Source organism: Paenibacillus sp. JNU01 (assembly GCF_059130585.1).
Genome location: NZ_CP169723.1, coordinates 3,764,388 through 3,783,027, shown reverse-complemented (window position 1 = coordinate 3,783,027; position 18,640 = coordinate 3,764,388). Strand labels below are relative to the sequence as shown.

Sequence of the window (18,640 nt, the reverse complement as noted above, 5' to 3'; positions counted from 1 at the left end):
CCTTATCTCATTTGAGCTGCTGTCTCGCCAATGATGCGAATGCCTTTACGTATATGCTCATCGCTCACTCTGGAGAAACCCAGACGCATCGTGTTCACACCTTGACCGGGCTCCAGATAAAAGGTATCCCCTGGTGTGAACGTTACACCTTTCACTTTACAAGCCTCTAGCAGTTCACGGGTTCTGTATTCGGACGGGAACTGCACGAACAGATGCAGACCACCCGCACCGGAAATCCGGCACATTGGCAGATGTTGCTTCAGGCAACGCACAACCAATTCATATTTTCGCTTATACTCCGTGCGGGCTCGCTTCAAATATTTCTCGAAATTGCCGTTGCTCAGATATTGATACAATAACGATTGGTCCAGTGTGGAGGTATGGATGCTGCGTGCCCGTTTCATACTCTCCAGATAATCAATCAGCGCCGCATCAGCAATAACCCAACCCACCCGCAGACCTGGGAACAGGACTTTGGAGAAGCTGCCCAGATAAACCAGTCCATTGCCCTTGCCCATGCTGGCGATCAAGGGAGATACGTGGGAACCGGAATAGCGCAATTCTTCGTTGAATCCATCCTCAATGATGGGAACCTGATACTTGTTCATCAACCGGATGATCTCTACCCGTTTCGCAGGAGACGTCACAATCCCGGTTGGATTATGGTAGGAGGGCACGAGATACGCCAGATCATATGGACTTTCCTCAAGTTCATGTTCCAGCTGCTTCAAGTCCAGGCCATCCGGCTCCATATTGACACCGGTTAGGTGGAACTGGTGCAGCTTCAGGTTTTTGATTGCCGTGTGGTGTGTCGGATTCTCGCAGAGCGCTTTTCCGCTTTTTTTGCGCAACGCTCCAAGCACCAGATCGAAACCTTCCGTGAATCCGTTGGTGATCAGGATGTCCTTGCCACGGAGGTCAACACCTTTGTTCTCCATATATCGTAGTAAATAGTTCATCAGCGGTCTGTATCCTTGCGCATATCCGTAATTCAGCAGTACTTCGCCTTCAAGTGACATGCGATCCAGAAAAGCCCGTTTCACGTTCTGCAGATCAAATAGCTTTTCATCCGGTGCTATGCTGGTAAACGATATCTCGCCGCGCTCTGCTCCGGAGCCATGCTTCATCAGATCGTACTGTTCTGCCTGAATGGCATACTCACTTACCTCTGTCTTCCAGTCCAGTTGCCAGCTCGCTGTGGCCTCAGGAGCCTCAATGGAAGCACTAACGTAATTGCCTTTGCCTTTGACCGCGTAGATCAGACCTTCATCTTCAAGCTCGGCATAAGCGAGCAGAACCGTGCTACGACTAACCTTCATGAGTGTACTAAGTTCACGGGTGGAGGGCAGTTTTTGTTTGGCTTGCAGGCCACCTTTGAGCATCAATCGCTTCATATAATCTTTGACTTGTATATATACAGGGCGGTCCTCCGTCAGTTGCAGATCGGAATACATCCCATCACTCCTCTACTGGTATCTTGTCATATTATAAACCCGACAGAAAGAACCACGATACCTCTGTTTCCCTGAGGAGGTGGTCGGTTATTCGCGTAAACGCGAAAAAGCCCAAGCAATATGCCGGGGCCTGTGGTGAGACTTGATCCATTTTCTATAGTACTGCTGCTATAATTCTACAGTTGCATTGCATGACTAGTCTCTCTAGGATCGATAGCTATCTGACCTTCTACGTGTGTCTATTAACTCAGTACGACTATAATTGCAGGCTTTCTAGGTGATACTTAAAATCTACAGTGAATCAAGAATCTAGGTCTTTCTACGTTTGCTTGCTGCAAGGGTCGATTAGATGATGAATCTACAATCTATAAGCTAAGGTTCTTGCTAACTGTACTCTTGTCGTGATCACGTAACAGAATTCAGCATGAAAAAGAGTTTCAATCATAGGGTACAATAGACGGAGGTAGATATAAAGACATGTGTCTCAGTGCCCAATTTCTTCCTCATACCCCTATAGTAACACTTTGAATCAGGGAAGTTAACCTTTTTTTTGAAATATTTGTCGTAATAGCGAAAATTGCGTGAATTGTACTTCTTATAGATTGAAATGGTGTCCCTTTATAATATGTGATAGGATGTAAACCTATAGATAATGAGGAAGTGAGCCTATTGATTAATATTACTGTGCCAACACCGGATGTAACCATTACGAAGCAGGTTGATCCACAGCTTAGCCACATTTATGGATTTACGGATTTTCACCTGATAACCCGGGAACTAGGCGGGATTTTCATGTTTTACAATGCCGCTGGAGAGCTGTTATTTGTCGGGAAAGCACGAAAATTAAGACCACGTATCAAAAAGCATTTTGAAGATACTGTATCTCCAATCAAGAACCACCGTGAGGAAGTAACAAAGATTGAAGTGTGCGTGATTGAAGATCCGGTAGATCGTGAAATTTACGAGACGTATATCATCAACACGATGCGTGCGAAATACAATGTAGACAAAGTATTGTACAAATAAGACGCATAAAATCTGAATTAACATGCAACACCTAGGACATATGTCCTAAGTGTTGCACCGCGAGGTAAGGATGTAATCGAAGGGTTGCATCCGATCCTTTGTGGTGCCATCCCGCTCTTTCAAGGGAATAGCTTATAGAATTTGAAACGTAGAACGCCCAAACCCAGTATCACAGATATACCAAATACATATGAAGAGGTGATTGTGTTGATCGGTCGTAGCGGTAACCCTACCCTTAAAGACAGCACGTTTGAGAACAGAGGATATGGAGAAGATCGGTATCAGAATTATATGACGATTAACGGCACGGTGAACAAAGCGTTTATTACGCTGGTGATCCTGTTGGCTAGTGCGTTTGCAACCTGGATGATGTTCTTTAACGGACAAGAAGTAATGCCGCTCGCGTATGGCGGATTGATCGTTGGTTTCATTCTGGCACTTGTGATTTCGTTCAAACCAATTACAGCACCATATCTCGTACCCGTCTATGCCGTGGCAGAAGGCCTGTTCCTGGGAGCGCTCTCCGCAACCTATGAATCCCTGTATAACGGAATTACCTTGCAGGCCGCTCTGTTGACGATGGCTGTATTCATCGCGCTGCTGATGGCTTACAAAACGAAATTGATTAAAGCTACAGAGAATTTTAAGCTTGGGGTCGTCGCTGCAACCGGCGGTATCATGATCATGTATCTGCTGAGCTTTGTACTTGGTTTCTTCGGTATTTCGATTCCTTATTTGCATGACAACAGCTTGATCGGCATCGGTATTTCGGTCGTTATTGTTATTGTGGCTGCTCTCAATCTGGTCCTTGATTTTGACTTCATCGAAGGTGGCGCTGAGCGTGGTGCGCCCAAGTATATGGAATGGTACGGTGCATTTGGATTGATGGTAACGCTGGTATGGCTGTACATTGAGATCATCCGTCTGCTTGGCAAATTGCGTAGCCGGGACTAGTCCTGCTTCAATCATGTTCGAGAAGTAAACGGAGTTTGAATTTAAAGTCAAAAAGCTAACGCGTGTTACTCACGTCGTTGGCTTTTTTGGTATATGAAGATAAGACTGTTGGGCGGTCCATAGGACGGGTGGCTGTCCGTGACCATGATTGCTTTTAACATCTCCCCCGTACTGGAGATCTTCCTACCTCTGAAGACTGTACCCAGAGCTGCATATCTCGCAAAAGATCAAAGACAAAGAAATTACCATCATTGGTGCAGGAATCCTCAGTGCAATTGAAGGTTAAGTCTGGTTAGCAAGTATGTAGGACGGTAATCCCTTTTTGAAAATTATGGTTTCCTATGAGATATATTCTCTTTTTGATAAAAAGTAAAAATAAAGGAGAGTCAATGACCGCTCCTTCATCATATGTGCAATTCTAACGAATCTCACACCTCTTAATAAAGGATTTTTAGTGTTTTGGGAAAACTAACGAACCTCAGACACCTTATTGGTGCAGAATTCGGCAATATCAACGTGAAAAAGGACATATTAGAGCATATAGGGTGCGTAGGGTTCCTTAGAATGCCAGACCTGTGTAATTGAAGCCCATAAGGCGTGTCAGGTTCGTTAGGGCATGAACCCAATCTTAACCCCGACCCCCAAAACCCGGCCCTAAACCCCAAGCCTGAAAACCAAATCCAAATTATACTTCACGATCCCCTAATAAGCCGCAACTAGCCGAACACTACATCAACTCCGTATATAGACCCTCCAAGGTTACAATCTTGGGCTGGCTTGGCAACTCTCCCCCAGCCGAACATGCCGCAAGCATATGCCCATCGTCCAGTCGCTGACTGAGAAAGCGATATGCCCCGGCTTGCTCGCAATACCAAACTCCGCCCTCATCCGGCAGGATGGCGAAGGAGTCCAGCGGTATGGACAACCCCATACCCACTGCCTTGATATAACTTTCCTTCAGCGTCCATAGACGGTAGAAGGTATTCAGCCGACGATCGTCAGGCGTGGCGGACAAGAACTGGCTCTCCGTTGGAGAGAAGAAACGTTCTGCAATCTGCATGTCAATGGGGGCTATTTTCTCGACGTCCACACCCAGTTCATCGGTACCGCCGGAGATAAGAGCAATCCAGTCACCAGAATGGGAGACGTTGAATTGTACATCCGAATGCTGGCTGAGGGAAGGTTTGCCGTAGGGATTACGGGTAAAAGAAAGCTCAGCTGGCCTTAGGCCAGTTAACCTGCTCAAAGTCACACGAGTCAATATTTCTCCCAACACGGAGCGATACGCATCAGCCTGACGAACAAAACGTGAAGCCTGGGTGCGACGCTCTGCCGAGACTTGGGACAGAAAATGATTCCAGTATGCCTCAGGCATTACTTCTGGAACTTGGAGTACACGAATCGTTATCATCATTTATCACCTAAGGACGTATTCGGCGTGGATCAGTAGCTTTCCTTTATATGGAACAATCCCTTATGTGATTTCTATTTAAGTGCTCCCTATACGGATGCTTAATCAAGATAATTATCCTGTTTTCCATATCGTGTTAAGGCCTCAGGTTCTGCATCTTCCTCATTATGCTTCTTGCGCTTGTTTCCATTCCGTATGCGCAGCCTGCACTCGTTCCCACATGTCCTGGCATTCCAGTTCGCTGTAATTCACCAAGGGTTCATGGAATATTTCAGTTAATACGTTACGCCATTCGGTATAACTCTGAATTTCCGTTTTCCGAATTCCTTCGATATCATGGGTTCGGAGCATACATCCTCGTAGTTCATGACTGCGGTTCTCATTCCGCTGACGAAGCAAAAATACATTATGCCAAGGGGATTCGGCCGCCCGACTGTAGAATTCATGTTTCGGTATGAACTCCCCCAGATCGTGAACTGCTTCAGGAGCATAGTCGACGCCTTCACTTGGCCCATTCGGTTCGTACTCAAGCCGCCATCCCCCAGCAGCAACAGATGATGGCATCAGTTGGTATGTGAACGGAGCGGAACCATGGGTTCCATAACGAAGTGGCAGAGGTTCAAAGGGCATTCCGCCCAGACCTACATCCACAATCCAGCGTTCAACTGTTGGGTCGGCATCCGGCAGAAGGACAGACAGACCGAGATGGAATGAATTCACACGGGGTTGTTCCCCATGAGGCTGTACTCCGCCACGATGCCAATCAACCGTATAACCCAGCGAGCGGAGAAGAACACTAAATGCACCGTTTAGATGAAAGCAGTAGCCGCTGCGTCCCTGTAATATGAGCTGAATTGACTCTTGAAGACTGATTCCTACAGGACGACCTGCAAAAATATCGACCGTTTGCCACGAAAGATATTGCACATGTGCACGTTGGAGTTCAATTAAGTATTCCAGCGTAGGTTTCTTTATATCATTCATGCCAATCCGTTTCAGATAGGCCTGTATTTCAGATGGATTTAATATAACGTTCATTCAGATCACCTCAGGATATATATTGGGCTGCAAGCAATGGTTATAAACTTCTGCTGCCCTGAGTTCATTGTAAGAGTCAACGGGTGAAAGCAACATCGTCAATTAAGCTAATTGTAACGGTACAATTAGTAGGACAGCTCTGAAAATCATTTCAAGAGGTAATCATGGTTTTGATGGTAGTGAAATACAATATATGGATGAGCTATTTCTTTTTCTGGGGTATGCTAACCCTTTGGAGTGGATATAGGTTAGAATATAGATAGATAGCAGGATTAGGAGATGGAAAAATGGCTAATGAAGAAGTGATTTTGACACAGGAAGGCTTGGAAAAGCTGGAGGACGAACTGAGGGAATTGAAGACAGTGAAGCGTAAGGAACTGGCTGAGCGTCTGAAACTCGCGATCAGTTACGGTGACCTGAAGGAAAATAGTGAGTATCATTCAGCCAAAGATGATCAGGCCTTTATGGAGACCCGGATTCTGATCGTGGAGAAGATGCTGAAAAACGCCAAAGTCATCACATCCGAGAATATGGATGCTACCAAAGTGGGTGTAGGTTCCACTGTATTGCTCAATGATATCGAATTCGCTGAGAAGATTGAATATAAATTGGTTGGTCCTGCTGAGGCCGATGTAGCAGATAATAAAATTTCCTATGAGAGTCCACTGGGCAAAGAACTGATGGGCAAAGAAGTGGGCAGCGTCATTCATGTTAATGCTCCGATGGGTGTTATCAAATATGAGTTGCTTGAAATAAGAGTTTAATTTTAAAAGAGAGGTGTTCCCCAGTCATCAAAGTGGCTGAGGGACACCTCTTTTTCGCTCTAATGGGTTTTGAAAGGTTGGAGATATGGTTATGTTATAACTCCATACGGTTGGCCTGACAGAATTTATCACATACTGTGTTTAGGGAACTTATGAGAATGAAGATGATCGAGCGCTTTTATATGTAAAAAAATAACATTTCGACAAATTTCGAATTTCGAATGACCTGACAAGGCCAGTAGTATATAATTACGGGAAAACTTTAAAGTGATGGAGTAGATACAATGAATTTTAGTAAGCCTAATCGAAATCAAGACAACGCTGGCAAAGGAGAACGTTTCTCCCAAGCTGGATTTATCCTGGCAGCCATTGGTAGTTCGGTTGGTCTGGGCAACATGTGGAAATTCCCGTACATTACGGGTGAGAACGGAGGAGCTGCGTTTTTCCTGCTCTTCATCGTCTGTTTGCTGCTCATCGGTCTGCCAGTGCTCCTGGCTGAACTTGCGATTGGTCGCAGTGGACGAGGTAGTGCTGCTACTGCTTTTATCAAAGCAGGTGGACATAAGGGTTGGCTCGCAGCCGGATTGCTGCAAGTATTAACGCCATTTATCATCCTGTCCTTTTATGTCATTATCGCGGGCTGGACATTGCAATATGCAGTGACTTCCTTCAGTGGAACATTGTTTAATAATCCGGATTATGCTGGACAATTCGGCTCCTTTGTAAGCGGGTATTTGCCGATCGTTTGGCAGCTGGTTGCAGTTCTGATTACAGGCTGGATTGTTGCCAAAGGCGTTTCGAACGGAATCGAGAAGTTCAACAAGGTACTGATTCCGGCAATGTTAGTTTTGCTTATTATCCTAATGATTCGTGCTGTTACGTTGCCAGGTGCAGGGGCCGGGGTTTCCTTCTTCCTGAATCCGGATTTCTCGCAGCTGACAACGGAATCTGCACTGGTGGCGCTTGGACATGCCTTCTTCTCCCTGTCACTCGGGATGGGTATACTGGTGACTTACGGTTCGTATGTGGATAAAAATCAATCTCTCGGTGCAGCGACCGTCGCTGTTGGTGCCGGTGACCTCATCTATGCATTCATTGCTGGTCTGATCATCTTCCCAACGACATTCTCGTTCGGTATTGCACCGGACCAAGGGCCGTCACTCATCTTTGTGGCTCTTCCGGCAGCCTTCTCAGCTATGCCGCTTGGATTCCTGTTTGGCGGATTGTTCTTCATCCTGCTGGCTATAGCGGCTTTGACGTCAGCCGTGTCCTTGCTGGAAGTCCCGGTGAAGTATTTCATGGAACGTCTGTCATGGAGCCGTAGTCGTGCGGTATGGATTATCTCGCTAGGGGTCTTTATCGTGGGGCTTCCTTCGGTACTATCGCTCGGTTTGCTGCCTGAATGGACGATTGGATCGAAGAGTGTGTTCGACTGGATGGACTTTGTCGCATCCAACATCCTGTTGCCTGTAGGTGGACTGCTTGTGACGATCTTTGCCGGATACTTCTGGAAAACGGCTGCTGAAGCTTCCGGTCTGCGTTCCGGATGGTTCCGTGTGTGGCTGTTCATGCTGCGTTACGTGGCTCCGATCCTGGTTCTGCTGGTTCTACTGCACACATCCGGTATCATTCACTTCTAAATGTGAAGGCCCGATAGGGTTAAATATGGTCTGTTGTGCAGATTTACCATGGATAAAACCTCTTGGAAGAAATGCAAAAGCCCTTGTTTTCCCTCGACAATTTTGGGACAATACGGAGTAGAGGTTTTTTGGGTAGGACCGATAAGCCATATGCTTTTTTGCGAAAAGAGGATTATACAATGAACAAATCATCCATATATGGATTAACATTAGAGCAATTACGTTCCTGGCTGCCGGAGCATGGACAGAAAAAATCCCGTGCATCCCGGATTTGGGAATGGTTATACCAAGAGCGTGTGCATGATTTCCCGGCGATGTCCGACGTTCGTCAGGAATGTCTGGACGTTCTTTCCGAGCATTTCACCATGAACTCGCTGAGCGAACATGTGAAACAGGAATCGGCAGATGGTACCGTGAAATTTCTGCTTCGAATGCAGGACGGCAACCTGATTGAGACGGTATTGATGCGGCAAAAATACGGACTGACTGTCTGTGTGACCACACAAGTCGGCTGTAATATTGGCTGTAGCTTCTGTGCGAGCGGTCTGATCAAGAAGAGCCGTGACTTGACTGCTGGAGAGATTGTCGAACAGATTATGCATGTGCAGCGACATCTGGATGCAGCGGGACAAGACGAACGGGTAACCAACGTGGTTGTGATGGGTATTGGTGAACCATTCGACAACTTCCAGCACATGAGTGATTTCATCGAAGTCATCAAGGATCGCAAAGGACTGGCACTTGCCGCCAAACGCATAACGGTGTCCACGAGTGGCCTCCCGGACAAAATCAAGGAATTTGCAGACAGCAGTCTCCAGGTCAATCTGGCGATCTCCCTGCATGCGCCTAATAATGAACTGCGTACGCACATCATGAAGATTAATCGGGCTTTCCCGATTGAGCAATTGATGGATGCAGTGGATTATTATCTGGCTACGACGAACAAACGCATTATGTTTGAATATATCCTCTTGCGTGATGTTAACGATCAACGTGAGCATGCCGCGGAGCTTGCTGAACTGTTGTCCAGTCGCAGAAGTATGGTCAGTGTGAATCTGATCCCATACAACCCGGTGGATGAGCACAGTCAGTATCAACGGAGTACAGAGGAGTCGATTCTGGGCTTCTATGATACGCTCAAAAAGAACAACATTAACTCCACTGTCCGTATGGAACATGGTACGGATATCGATGCTGCTTGCGGACAGTTGCGCAGTAAACAAATGAAGAACAACACTGCCGAATCAGAGCCAGACCGTCTGGCACTGGGCTAAGACACAACGCGTAGCTGGCAAGTAAGTTAGGATACCTAGTTGTTATATTCAGAGTCTGTACTTACCATATACCGTTGTTGGGTTGCGAATGAATGTGTTGCCTGAATACAAAACGCCTCTGTACATCACTGAGAAGTGATAACGGAGGCGTTTTTGGAATACATTATTTCAGTTTTTTGGTCATCAACAGATGGGGAATGCCATCTTCCATAAATACGTCCGATGCAGGTGCATATCCGAGACGTTCATAGAACCCGGAGGCTTGTACCTGGGCGTGCAATTTGGCTTTCTCGAGTCCGTCGGCAATGGCCATCTGCTCCAGCTTGTCGATCAGCACACGGCCCAGGCCATGTTTGCGGTAATCGAGCATGACACAGATCCGTTCCAATTTGGCGACCTGCTCAACAACGCGCAGTCTGGAGGAGGCAGCAGGTACACCGTCTACGTAGAGCAGAATGTGGCGCGCCTCTGCTTCTAATGTATCATAAGCGTCGAATTCATCCGCTGCGGATACGCCTTGTTCTTCGACAAAAATAGCGGTACGGATGGCGAAGCAGGCATCGAGCAATTCCTGATTATTAACTTCAACAATCGTTGTATTCATGAATGTTTCTCCTTTGGACGATAGTAATCATATCCGGGCATGATAAACTGGTATATGGCATAATCATTGCAGCCGTTCCTTGTGAGTATCATGGTTAAAATTTAATCCAATTTAACTGTAGTTATATCACTATTTATGTTGTGAATGCAACAATTTTATAAAAGGGCGTGAGCGCATTGACTGATAAAAAAGAAGTGTTGCGTGAAATTGGCATGATTGCCCGCTGTCTGGATTCGATCAGCAATGTCGAATTTCAGCATCTGAACCTGTCCCGTGGACAATATCTCTACCTGTATCGCATCTGTGAGAATCCGGGAATCATCCCGAATCAGCTCGCTGAACTGATCAAAGTGGATCGCACGACTGCTGCCAGAGCGATTAGCAAACTCGAATCCGATGGATTTATTGTCAAACAGTCGGCAATAGACAATAAGAAGAACAAGTTGTTATATCCGACAGAAGCTGGCCTGAAAGCATGGGAATTCATTCGTAAAGAGGGAGAGCATTCCGACCAGGTGACGCTGGACGGCTTTACGGATGAAGAGATAGATACGGCGGTTAAACTTCTCCGCCGAATGCGCCACAACATCGAGGTAGACTGGAAATTTGTCAAAAAGGGCGGACGGCGGTCCTACATGAATATCTCAGAATGAACAATACCTCTATCCTTGCCCCCTACATCCCAGACCCTAGCCGAACCGATCTCAAGGAGCAGAGTCATTATCTCACAATAGCAAAAGTACAGGAGGGAATCATGAAGAGAATGAACCGGAAAACAGTAACGTGGTTGGTCATAATGGTGGTCAGTATTGCAGCAGCGTTCATTATTTTCATGAAGGAGCGGTTCGTGATGAATGAATTATCCCCTACAGTATCCTTTGTCCAAGAGCATATGACCAATCCCAATGGTTTACTTGCGTCCTATTTGCAAGATGCCACATCCGAAAAAGCGGATATCGTAGCAGGCAGAGAGGTTTTATCTGAATCACTTGGTCTTTGGATGCAATATGCTGTAGCGAAGAACGATCAGGCGTTATTTGAGCAAAGCTATGAGCTGCTGACGACCTATTTCCTCATGCCGCAAAAATATATTGCCTGGAAGCTGGATGCTGAGGGAAAATCTCACGTGACCACCAACGCACTCGGTGATGATTTCCGAATTGTCGGTGCCTTATTAAAGGCAGCAGATCAATGGCAACAGGGAAGAGAAGCCAAACTGGCAACGGCCTCGGATATTTCCCGTACACTGACGCAGTCGGTTCAGAATAAAGGATATTATGTTGATTTTCACGATTTTGGCAATGGTTACTCCGCGGATATGTTAAGCCTGGTTTATGTGGATCTACCGTCTCTCCAATTAATGGAGAAGCATGAAATGCTGGAGCCGGGCACATATGCCAAGTACGAATCCATGTTGAAGAGTATGCCGGATGACGGGATATTTTATCCGAAAACATTCAATGTGGGGACGAAAGAGTATACATATGATGAGACAGTGAATCTGATTGATCAGTTGATCGTAGCGAACCATCTAACTGCGACCAGCCGTAAACCGGACAAGCTCATTGCTTTTTTAAAAAAAGAATTCAATACCCGTCATCAGCTGCCGGGACAATATAAGCGTAGTACTCGCACACCTGCGGTATCTTACCAATCTCCATCCGTATATGGACTCGCGATGTTGCTTGCGGTTCAGTCAGGTGATCCAAAATGGGCGAAACAGCTGTATAAGCATATGATCAGCATGCGTAGTCTGGACGCCAGTTATCCAGGCGGATATGTATTTAGTGGAAACACACATATGTTTGATAACCTGTTTCCTTTGCTTGGGGAAACTGAATTACAGAAGTTACTTAAAAAGTAATAAAAATGTCGTTTAATATATTCAACAATGTGTTAACATAATGTTTGTCTATTCATGTCATATATTGTTTACTCGAAATATCACTAACCAATCTACTGGAGAGAAGAAACCTATGAGGAATAAAGCACCCATCCTTCGTATTGCATGGGGATATGCGAGTTTGATTGGATTAGCCGTAATCCAGCAGCTCATTGTCTATCTTAAGATTTATATGAATCAGAGTTATACTACACTGGATGTGGTGTTTAGCATTGTGTCGCTTGGAGCGCTGATCCTGGGTTTTGTGATACCTGTCGGGGTATCTGTCGTCGCCGGATTTATCTATTTGGTCTCTTATTTTGTGTGGCTTGTTACCTACGCGGATGTAAGTGTACTTACGTTCTCTTGGTGGCTGCTCATTCCAGCCAATGTGGCTGTGGCTGCTTTTATCAAGGCAAGTCTTGTGCGCAATGCGCGTGTCATGGAGCGTCTGCAGGAGCTTCAGGAGCGTAATCCGGAGATTGATCTGGATACCTCCCTGGGCAATAAGGATGCACTTGCGGATACGCTTGTTAAGCAAAGTAATCTAGCCAGACGTTATTCGGAGCAATATGGATTCAGCATGGCGATGTTCAAGATCGAGTTTTTGCCGTTGGTACTGGAATCACTCGGTTCCGTACGTTATGCACAGTTCCTTCTTGAACTATCCACTACCATACAGAAGCAGATTCGGTTTGAGGATTATAAGTTTTTTGTGGATCGAGGACGTTTTGTGATTATCTGTCCAATGACCAATGTGGAGTACTTGCCCATCCTGACACAACGGATCAAAAAAGCCATGATGGATCTGCAAATCATCGATAAAAAGGGAAATGAGTTGCAGACGGTTATTCGATCGGGTGCGCTGGTATTCCAGAAGGAACAATTCAGTAAGTATGAGGATATCGATGCTGTTATTGCGGCACTGGAACGGAACACAGAGACAGATCTCATTGGTGAATACATCTAGATGCTATGGGGGGAGGAGTATTTCTGTGAATTATTTAACATGGTTTGTTCCATTATGTATTGTAGTTAGCAGTTTCTTTGCCATTACGATTCTTATCTTAACCTTTGCGACTCTTCGTTTTCGAGGGAAAATTAACAGGAAATATGATCGGAGGAAATTGAATGGCTGATTTCCTGCTGTTGATGTCCATCCTCAGTATTTGGATATCCGTCACCGAGTCGATTGTCATTATGGCTGGAGCTATTCGTTTCATTAACAAACAAGAAAAAAAGGGAATTCAAATTCCTGAAAATATGGATGATTACCCCACTGTGACTGTCATGGTGCCTGCGCATAATGAAGGGGTAGTTATTGTGTCTACCGTTGAGCATATATTGCGTCTGAACTACCCTGAGCATAAAGTTCAAGTTATTGTTATTGCAGATAATTGTACAGATAGTACAGCAGAGCACCTGAAGGAACTCAAGGCCAAGACGAGTTATGCAGATCGTGACTTTACCATTCTGGAGCGTACCGGTACAGGTGGGAAGTCGGGAGCTTTGAATGATGGTCTTGAACTGGCGTGGGGAGAATGGATATGTATCTATGACGCAGATGCGGCGCCTGAGCGGAATGCATTGATGTTTTTGACACAAAAAGCATTGGAAAACCCGGAGAAGTATGGTGCTGTATTTGGTCGAAACAAAGCTCGTAATCGGGGTCAGAATTTTCTCTCCCGTTGCATTAATCTGGAACTTGTAACGGTCCAACGTGTTCACCATACGGGGCTATGGGAGTTATTCAAACTGGGCACGATTCCTGGTACGAACTATATTATCAAGGCAGCACTGATCCGTGAGATTGGTGGATGGGACCCTGATGCGATCACGGAAGATACGGCCGTGTCGTTTGATATTCTTACTCGGGGTCAGCTTATTGCATTAGCGCCACAAGCAGAGGCTTACCAGCAGGAACCTGAGCAATTATCGGTATATATGAAACAGCGCGAGCGCTGGTCCAAGGGAAATTACCAGGTTGTTATCGACAATGTGAAGCATTTATTTGACCGTACTAGCTGGAGAATTAAACTGCATGTTCTGTACTATGCTGCAAGTTATTTCTGGTTTATGATCGCTATTATTGTATCGGATATTATTTTTGTCTCGAATCTAGTGTATCAGGTTATTGCATTATTTAATCCGAATGTCATTTCTCCCTTCCAGTTCTCAGGGGATGTTTACGTGTATCTCGTAATAGCATGGGCATTAATGTACTACATTTATGTACTACAAATTAATCTCGCACTCTCAGCAGATATTGGGCAAAGCAATACGCAGAATTTTATTGTGGCCTGCCTCTCCTATTTCACATATGCCCAGTTATTTCTGGTCATATCCGTCAAAGCATTTATCTCGCTTATTGGAGATAAGCTATTCCGGAGAGAAACCAAATGGTACAAAACACAGCGTTTTGGCTGAGAAACATCAACTTATAAATGAAGGGCTGTTTTCTGGATTCGTTCAGAAGGCAGTCTTTTTTACTATGGAAAGATTGGTTGGCATTCTGTATACTCATACAGGCTGTAAAGAGGATCATGCTTATCCGAAACGGAGGGTCACGGAATGAAGGACAGAGGATCAGACTTTTACGATGATGAGGCGAATTTCGAGAAGTATATGGAACGTCGCAAGTGGCAGGAGAACGCCAATGATACATTGGAGAAGCCGGTGATGCTGGAGTTGATCGGAGATGTAACCGGCAAGAATATATTGGACCTTGGTTGCGGGGATGCAAGGTTCGCCGCAGAATTGCTGGGCAGGGAGCGTGAAGGTGCGACGTATACGGGGATTGAGGGTTCGATGAATATGATTCAGGCAGCTAATGAATCCGTAAAAGGATTGAATGCCCGGATTGAACAAGCGTTCATGGAGGACTGGACCTACCCGGTCGGGGCGTATGATCTGGTGATATCGAGACTGGCTGTCCACTATATTGAGGATGTGGAGGGCCTGTTCCGCAATATATACGATACGTTGAAAGAGAACGGGACATTTGTATTCTCGGTAGAACATCCTGTGATCACGTCGACACTGCAACCCTCCGGGACACGAACGGATTGGGTGGTTGATCAGTATTTTGTGGAAGGATTCCGTGAGCAGCAGTGGCTGGGCGGTTCTGTGAAAAAGATGCATCGGTCCATTGAATCCTACTATATGGCATTGCAGCGGGCGGGGTTCCGTGTAGAACATTTACGGGAGTCAGCACCACAACGTGCCCATTTCATAAACGAGGAAACCTATCTGCGCAGGCAGCGTATTCCATTGTTTCTGTTCCTGGCTGCCCGGAAATAGATCGCGGTGAAGAAACAGATGGAATAGCTGAGTTATACTCAAAAAGTAGAAAGTTCTACACAGAAAACAGTGGATAACACTAGATATAGCATTGAAAAGCCCAAAATCTATCCACATGTGGATAAGATATTGGGCTTTTACTGTTAAGTTTCTGTACCTATGTTGCGTGTGCTGTGTATAACCACGTAATTATGAATCCGCCGCAGCTCTGACATAGACACGTTCCCCGTGCCGATCAACTTCCACAGGGGCCTCGAAGAAGTTGCTCAGCACTTCGGTGTTCATCAGCTCGCTCGTTGGTCCGCTATTCACGATTTCACCCCTACGAAGCAGGAGACTATGACCGAACACGGGCAATATTTCCTCGGTATGATGGGTGACATAGATGAGTGAAGGGGTGTCTGGACGCTGTGATAATTCACAGATGCTATCCAGCAATCGCTCTCTTGAGAACAGATCCAGTCCATTGCAAGGCTCGTCCAGAATGAGTACGCGCGGATTGGCCATGAGTGCTCGGGCAATAAGGAGTTTCTGTTTCTCACCTTGAGAACAGGTACGATATTCGCGATCCCACAGGTGCTGACAGCCCAGCGTTCGCATCAATTCCTGTGCCTGTTCCAGATCATCATCCGATAGCTTGTCATACAAGCCAATGGTGGCATGTTTGCCGCTGATTACGACATATTGTGTGCGATCCGTGCCGTACAATTTCTCTTGCAGAGATGAACTGACCCAGCCGATGGATTTGCGGAGCTGTCTCAGATCGACATCGCCATATTCATGGCCCAGCACGGATATCTTGCCTTCCGTCGGCCAGAGATACCCGGTGATCATGTTCAGGAGTGTTGTTTTGCCCGAGCCATTCAGGCCAAGCAACGCCCAGTGTTCTCCGTCATTAACCTGCCAGCTTACATCGTTCAGCAGGGTAAGAGGTCCCCTTTTCCAAGTGACATGCTGTACATCAATAATCATGCGTTATTCCCTCCTTCTGTTATCCTCGATTGTCCTAGGTGTATTGTAGTCACAACATCAGTGAGGTTTCAACGGTTATCCCGCTGTTCTTGGTTGGTCCTTGCGCAGAAATATGGCACACACACCAAGCAGTGGCAAAAACGAACATAACTTGATAACAAATGCAACGCTGGTCACATCAATTAAGGAACCCAGCACCACCGAGCCAAGTCCAGCCATTCCGAATGACAAGCCAAAAAATAACCCGGATACCGTTCCAATATGACGAGGAAGCAGCTCCTGTGCATAGACAATGATGACGCTGAAGCCGGACATCAGGATTAGTCCAATCATTCCGCACAATACCATGGACAAGACGGGTCCTGCATAAGGCAGCAACAGGGAGAACGGTGCAGTGCCTGCAATGGAGAACCAGATCATCGGTTTGCGTCCATAGCGATCAGCGAGCGGGCCGCCGAGCAAAGTTCCGACCATGCCTGCGAATTGCAGAATAAACAGACAGATCTGTGCCTGGGAGAGCGGCAAGTCATATGCATCCGCGTAATAGAAGGCATAATATCCGGTCATGCCAGCAATATATACGAATTTGGAGAATAACAGCAGGATAAGAATTCCCATTGTAAAAGCGATGAATCCCCTGCTCACAGGTTGAGCGATTGGTTCTGCGCCGCTTGATTTTAAAGGTTGTTGCTGACGAATGCGAGTCTCGGCAAGTTTGTCTCTGTACCAACGACTGACATAAGACTGAATAAAGATGCCGATCAGGGCAAAGCCCATTAGCCATAGAAAACTACGCTGCCCATGTGGCAGCAGAATGAAAGCAACCAGTAATGGAGCAATGGCCTGTCCCGTATTGCCTCCCACCTGGAAGATCGACTGCGCCATTCCACGTCCACGGCCGGCTGCCATATGAGCCACGCGTGAGGACTCGGGGTGGAGGATGGATGAGCCTATGCCAATCAATGCTGCAGAAACAAGCAGCATCCATAACTCGGAAGACAAGGCTAAGCCGAGCACACCGATCAGGGAGAATAACATGCCTCCGGGAAGCAGAATCGGCATGGGTCTGCGATCTGACATATAACCGACCAGGGGCTGAAGGACGGATGCAGTAATATTCAGGGTGAAGGCAATCCAACCCATCTGGGCGAAACTGAGCTGCATGGTTTGCTGAAACAGCGGAAAAGCAGATGGAACCACGGTCTGCATCGCATCATTCAGCAAATGGGCGAAGCTGACTCCGGCGAGTGCCCAATTGGCGGAAGAGTTGATTTGCATTTTGCTTAAAGTGGCCTGAGCCATGGGAGATCACCTCGAATTATTTTTTTCTATGATAAAAGATACGGTCAGGCATTGTCTTTGTGAAAAGTGCTTGGAAAGTGAGCACGATTTGCTATAATGTCAGCAGGTGAGGAAACGATGGAATTAAACATGACGTTAAATGGGTTGGAATTATGGAAAGCTACCGGAGGGTTCGCGAATGAACCTCATGTGCATGATGACTGGTATCAGCTAACGTTGCCGGTCAGAGGCCAATGTCATCTGGTACAGGAACGGCACGCATACCCTCTGAACGCAGGCAAGGGGATTATTGCTCATCCTCAGACTGAGCATTATTTTGAGATAGGGTCGGATTCGGCTGTCATCGTGATCAAGTTCCGTAAACCGCCATTAGGTAGTGTAGAAGGTGCGGAGTTAAGTGGGGGGCGAGCTGAGTTTCGACCTATCCAGACTTTTGATCCCGCTGAGATCAGTAGTCTGTTCCGAGGCTGGAACTCCATTTTGTTAGATGACATGCCGGATTCGCTCCAAGTACAGGAAACAGAAATGGCGGTCGAGATGTATCTAAGACGCATGTTGATGGGGCAGGAAAATGGAAAAACGATTGCAGATAATGGTCCATCTATGGACCCTCATTTCCGCCGCGTGCTGGATTACATTCACAGTGCCTATACGGGTCCAATGGATATTGATTCAATGGCGATGGTCGCGCATCAGAGCCGATATCATTTCATGCGCTCTTTCAAGACTCTTACGGGAAAGACACCGTATCAATATTTATTAAATTTGCGTGTAGAAGAAGCCTCCAGAAGGCTCCGCCTTACGACGGATTCGGTAACCACCATCAGTTATGAACTGGGATTTTCCAGCGTTAGTCAGTTTTACAGAGCTTTTCAGCGAGTATATGTTATGACACCGATGGAGTATCGGAATCAAGTGTAGATTATAAATACAGTCTCGCGTATGCGAGGCTGTATTTAGTGCGTTGCAGCATGTCACTGATTTTTGTTGTTGCCAAACAATGGAGACTTTGCTAAGAT

Annotated in this window: 17 protein-coding genes; 11 read left to right on the top strand and 6 right to left on the bottom strand. The window is 46.2% G+C overall.

Annotated elements, in window-relative coordinates:
• Positions 1-2: 2 nt before the first annotated feature.
• Entirely contained in the window at positions 3-1,454 is a 1,452-nt protein-coding gene (pdxR, locus tag NLBNIHML_RS16425) for a MocR-like pyridoxine biosynthesis transcription factor PdxR (RefSeq protein WP_494352323.1), read from the bottom strand.
• Between the two features lie 669 nt (positions 1,455-2,123).
• Here pdxR and NLBNIHML_RS16420 point away from each other — a divergent pair.
• Positions 2,124-2,480: a nucleotide excision repair endonuclease gene (locus tag NLBNIHML_RS16420; protein WP_278297627.1), complete on the top strand. Its 357-nt coding sequence runs from the start codon at positions 2,124-2,126 to the stop codon at positions 2,478-2,480.
• A gap of 207 nt (positions 2,481-2,687) precedes the next feature.
• Positions 2,688-3,434, top strand: a complete 747-nt coding sequence (locus tag NLBNIHML_RS16415) for a Bax inhibitor-1/YccA family protein (protein ID WP_494352322.1) — start codon at positions 2,688-2,690, stop codon at positions 3,432-3,434.
• 727 nt (positions 3,435-4,161) lie between these two features.
• On the opposite strand, the gene NLBNIHML_RS16410 is transcribed toward NLBNIHML_RS16415, so the two are convergent.
• A complete protein-coding gene (locus NLBNIHML_RS16410; RefSeq protein WP_339238709.1) occupies positions 4,162-4,848 on the bottom strand; it encodes a 4'-phosphopantetheinyl transferase family protein in 687 nt (228 codons plus the stop codon).
• A 162-nt stretch (positions 4,849-5,010) separates the two neighbouring features.
• A complete protein-coding gene (locus NLBNIHML_RS16405; RefSeq protein WP_342571416.1) occupies positions 5,011-5,883 on the bottom strand; it encodes an arylamine N-acetyltransferase family protein in 873 nt (290 codons plus the stop codon).
• Positions 5,884-6,170: 287 nt separating this feature from the next.
• On the opposite strand from NLBNIHML_RS16405, the gene greA reads away from it, so the two are divergent.
• The 3 genes from greA to rlmN all read left to right on the top strand — a co-directional run bounded on the left by greA (position 6,171) and on the right by rlmN (position 9,561).
• Entirely contained in the window at positions 6,171-6,647 is a 477-nt protein-coding gene (gene greA, locus NLBNIHML_RS16400) for a transcription elongation factor GreA (protein ID WP_339238706.1), read from the top strand.
• A gap of 284 nt (positions 6,648-6,931) precedes the next feature.
• Positions 6,932-8,287 carry a sodium-dependent transporter gene (locus NLBNIHML_RS16395; RefSeq protein WP_339238705.1) on the top strand — a complete coding sequence of 452 codons (1,356 nt, stop codon included), beginning with the start codon at positions 6,932-6,934 and terminating at the stop codon, positions 8,285-8,287.
• Positions 8,288-8,466: 179 nt separating this feature from the next.
• Complete coding sequence (gene rlmN / locus NLBNIHML_RS16390; protein WP_339238704.1) at positions 8,467-9,561, top strand: dual-specificity RNA methyltransferase RlmN; 1,095 nt, start codon at positions 8,467-8,469, stop codon at positions 9,559-9,561.
• Positions 9,562-9,724: 163 nt separating this feature from the next.
• On the opposite strand, the gene NLBNIHML_RS16385 is transcribed toward rlmN, so the two are convergent.
• Positions 9,725-10,165 (bottom strand): GNAT family N-acetyltransferase, encoded by a 441-nt coding sequence (locus tag NLBNIHML_RS16385; RefSeq protein ID WP_494352321.1) that lies wholly within the window; start codon positions 10,163-10,165, stop codon positions 9,725-9,727.
• A 212-nt stretch (positions 10,166-10,377) separates the two neighbouring features.
• On the opposite strand from NLBNIHML_RS16385, the gene NLBNIHML_RS16380 reads away from it, so the two are divergent.
• The 5 genes from NLBNIHML_RS16380 to NLBNIHML_RS16360 all read left to right on the top strand — a co-directional run bounded on the left by NLBNIHML_RS16380 (position 10,378) and on the right by NLBNIHML_RS16360 (position 15,347).
• On the top strand, positions 10,378-10,818 hold the full coding sequence (locus tag NLBNIHML_RS16380; RefSeq protein WP_339243248.1) for a MarR family winged helix-turn-helix transcriptional regulator: 441 nt from the start codon (positions 10,378-10,380) through the stop codon (positions 10,816-10,818).
• A gap of 101 nt (positions 10,819-10,919) precedes the next feature.
• On the top strand, positions 10,920-12,029 hold the full coding sequence (locus NLBNIHML_RS16375; protein WP_494352320.1) for a glycosyl hydrolase family 8: 1,110 nt from the start codon (positions 10,920-10,922) through the stop codon (positions 12,027-12,029).
• A 112-nt stretch (positions 12,030-12,141) separates the two neighbouring features.
• The gene (locus NLBNIHML_RS16370) at positions 12,142-13,017 is read left to right on the top strand and encodes a diguanylate cyclase domain-containing protein (RefSeq protein ID WP_339238700.1); all 876 of its coding nucleotides are present in this window, start codon (positions 12,142-12,144) and stop codon (positions 13,015-13,017) included.
• A gap of 161 nt (positions 13,018-13,178) precedes the next feature.
• Entirely contained in the window at positions 13,179-14,474 is a 1,296-nt protein-coding gene (locus NLBNIHML_RS16365) for a glycosyltransferase family 2 protein (RefSeq protein ID WP_494352319.1), read from the top strand.
• Between the two features lie 144 nt (positions 14,475-14,618).
• Entirely contained in the window at positions 14,619-15,347 is a 729-nt protein-coding gene (locus NLBNIHML_RS16360; protein ID WP_494352318.1) for a class I SAM-dependent methyltransferase, read from the top strand.
• Positions 15,348-15,536: 189 nt separating this feature from the next.
• Here the strand turns inward: NLBNIHML_RS16360 and NLBNIHML_RS16355 are convergent, their stop codons facing one another.
• Positions 15,537-16,319, bottom strand: a complete 783-nt coding sequence (locus NLBNIHML_RS16355) for an ABC transporter ATP-binding protein (RefSeq protein WP_494352317.1) — start codon at positions 16,317-16,319, stop codon at positions 15,537-15,539.
• Positions 16,320-16,394: 75 nt separating this feature from the next.
• Complete coding sequence (locus tag NLBNIHML_RS16350; protein ID WP_494352316.1) at positions 16,395-17,621, bottom strand: MFS transporter; 1,227 nt, start codon at positions 17,619-17,621, stop codon at positions 16,395-16,397.
• A gap of 117 nt (positions 17,622-17,738) precedes the next feature.
• On the opposite strand from NLBNIHML_RS16350, the gene NLBNIHML_RS16345 reads away from it, so the two are divergent.
• The gene (locus NLBNIHML_RS16345; RefSeq protein ID WP_494352315.1) at positions 17,739-18,542 is read left to right on the top strand and encodes a helix-turn-helix domain-containing protein; all 804 of its coding nucleotides are present in this window, start codon (positions 17,739-17,741) and stop codon (positions 18,540-18,542) included.
• Positions 18,543-18,640: the final 98 nt, after the last annotated feature.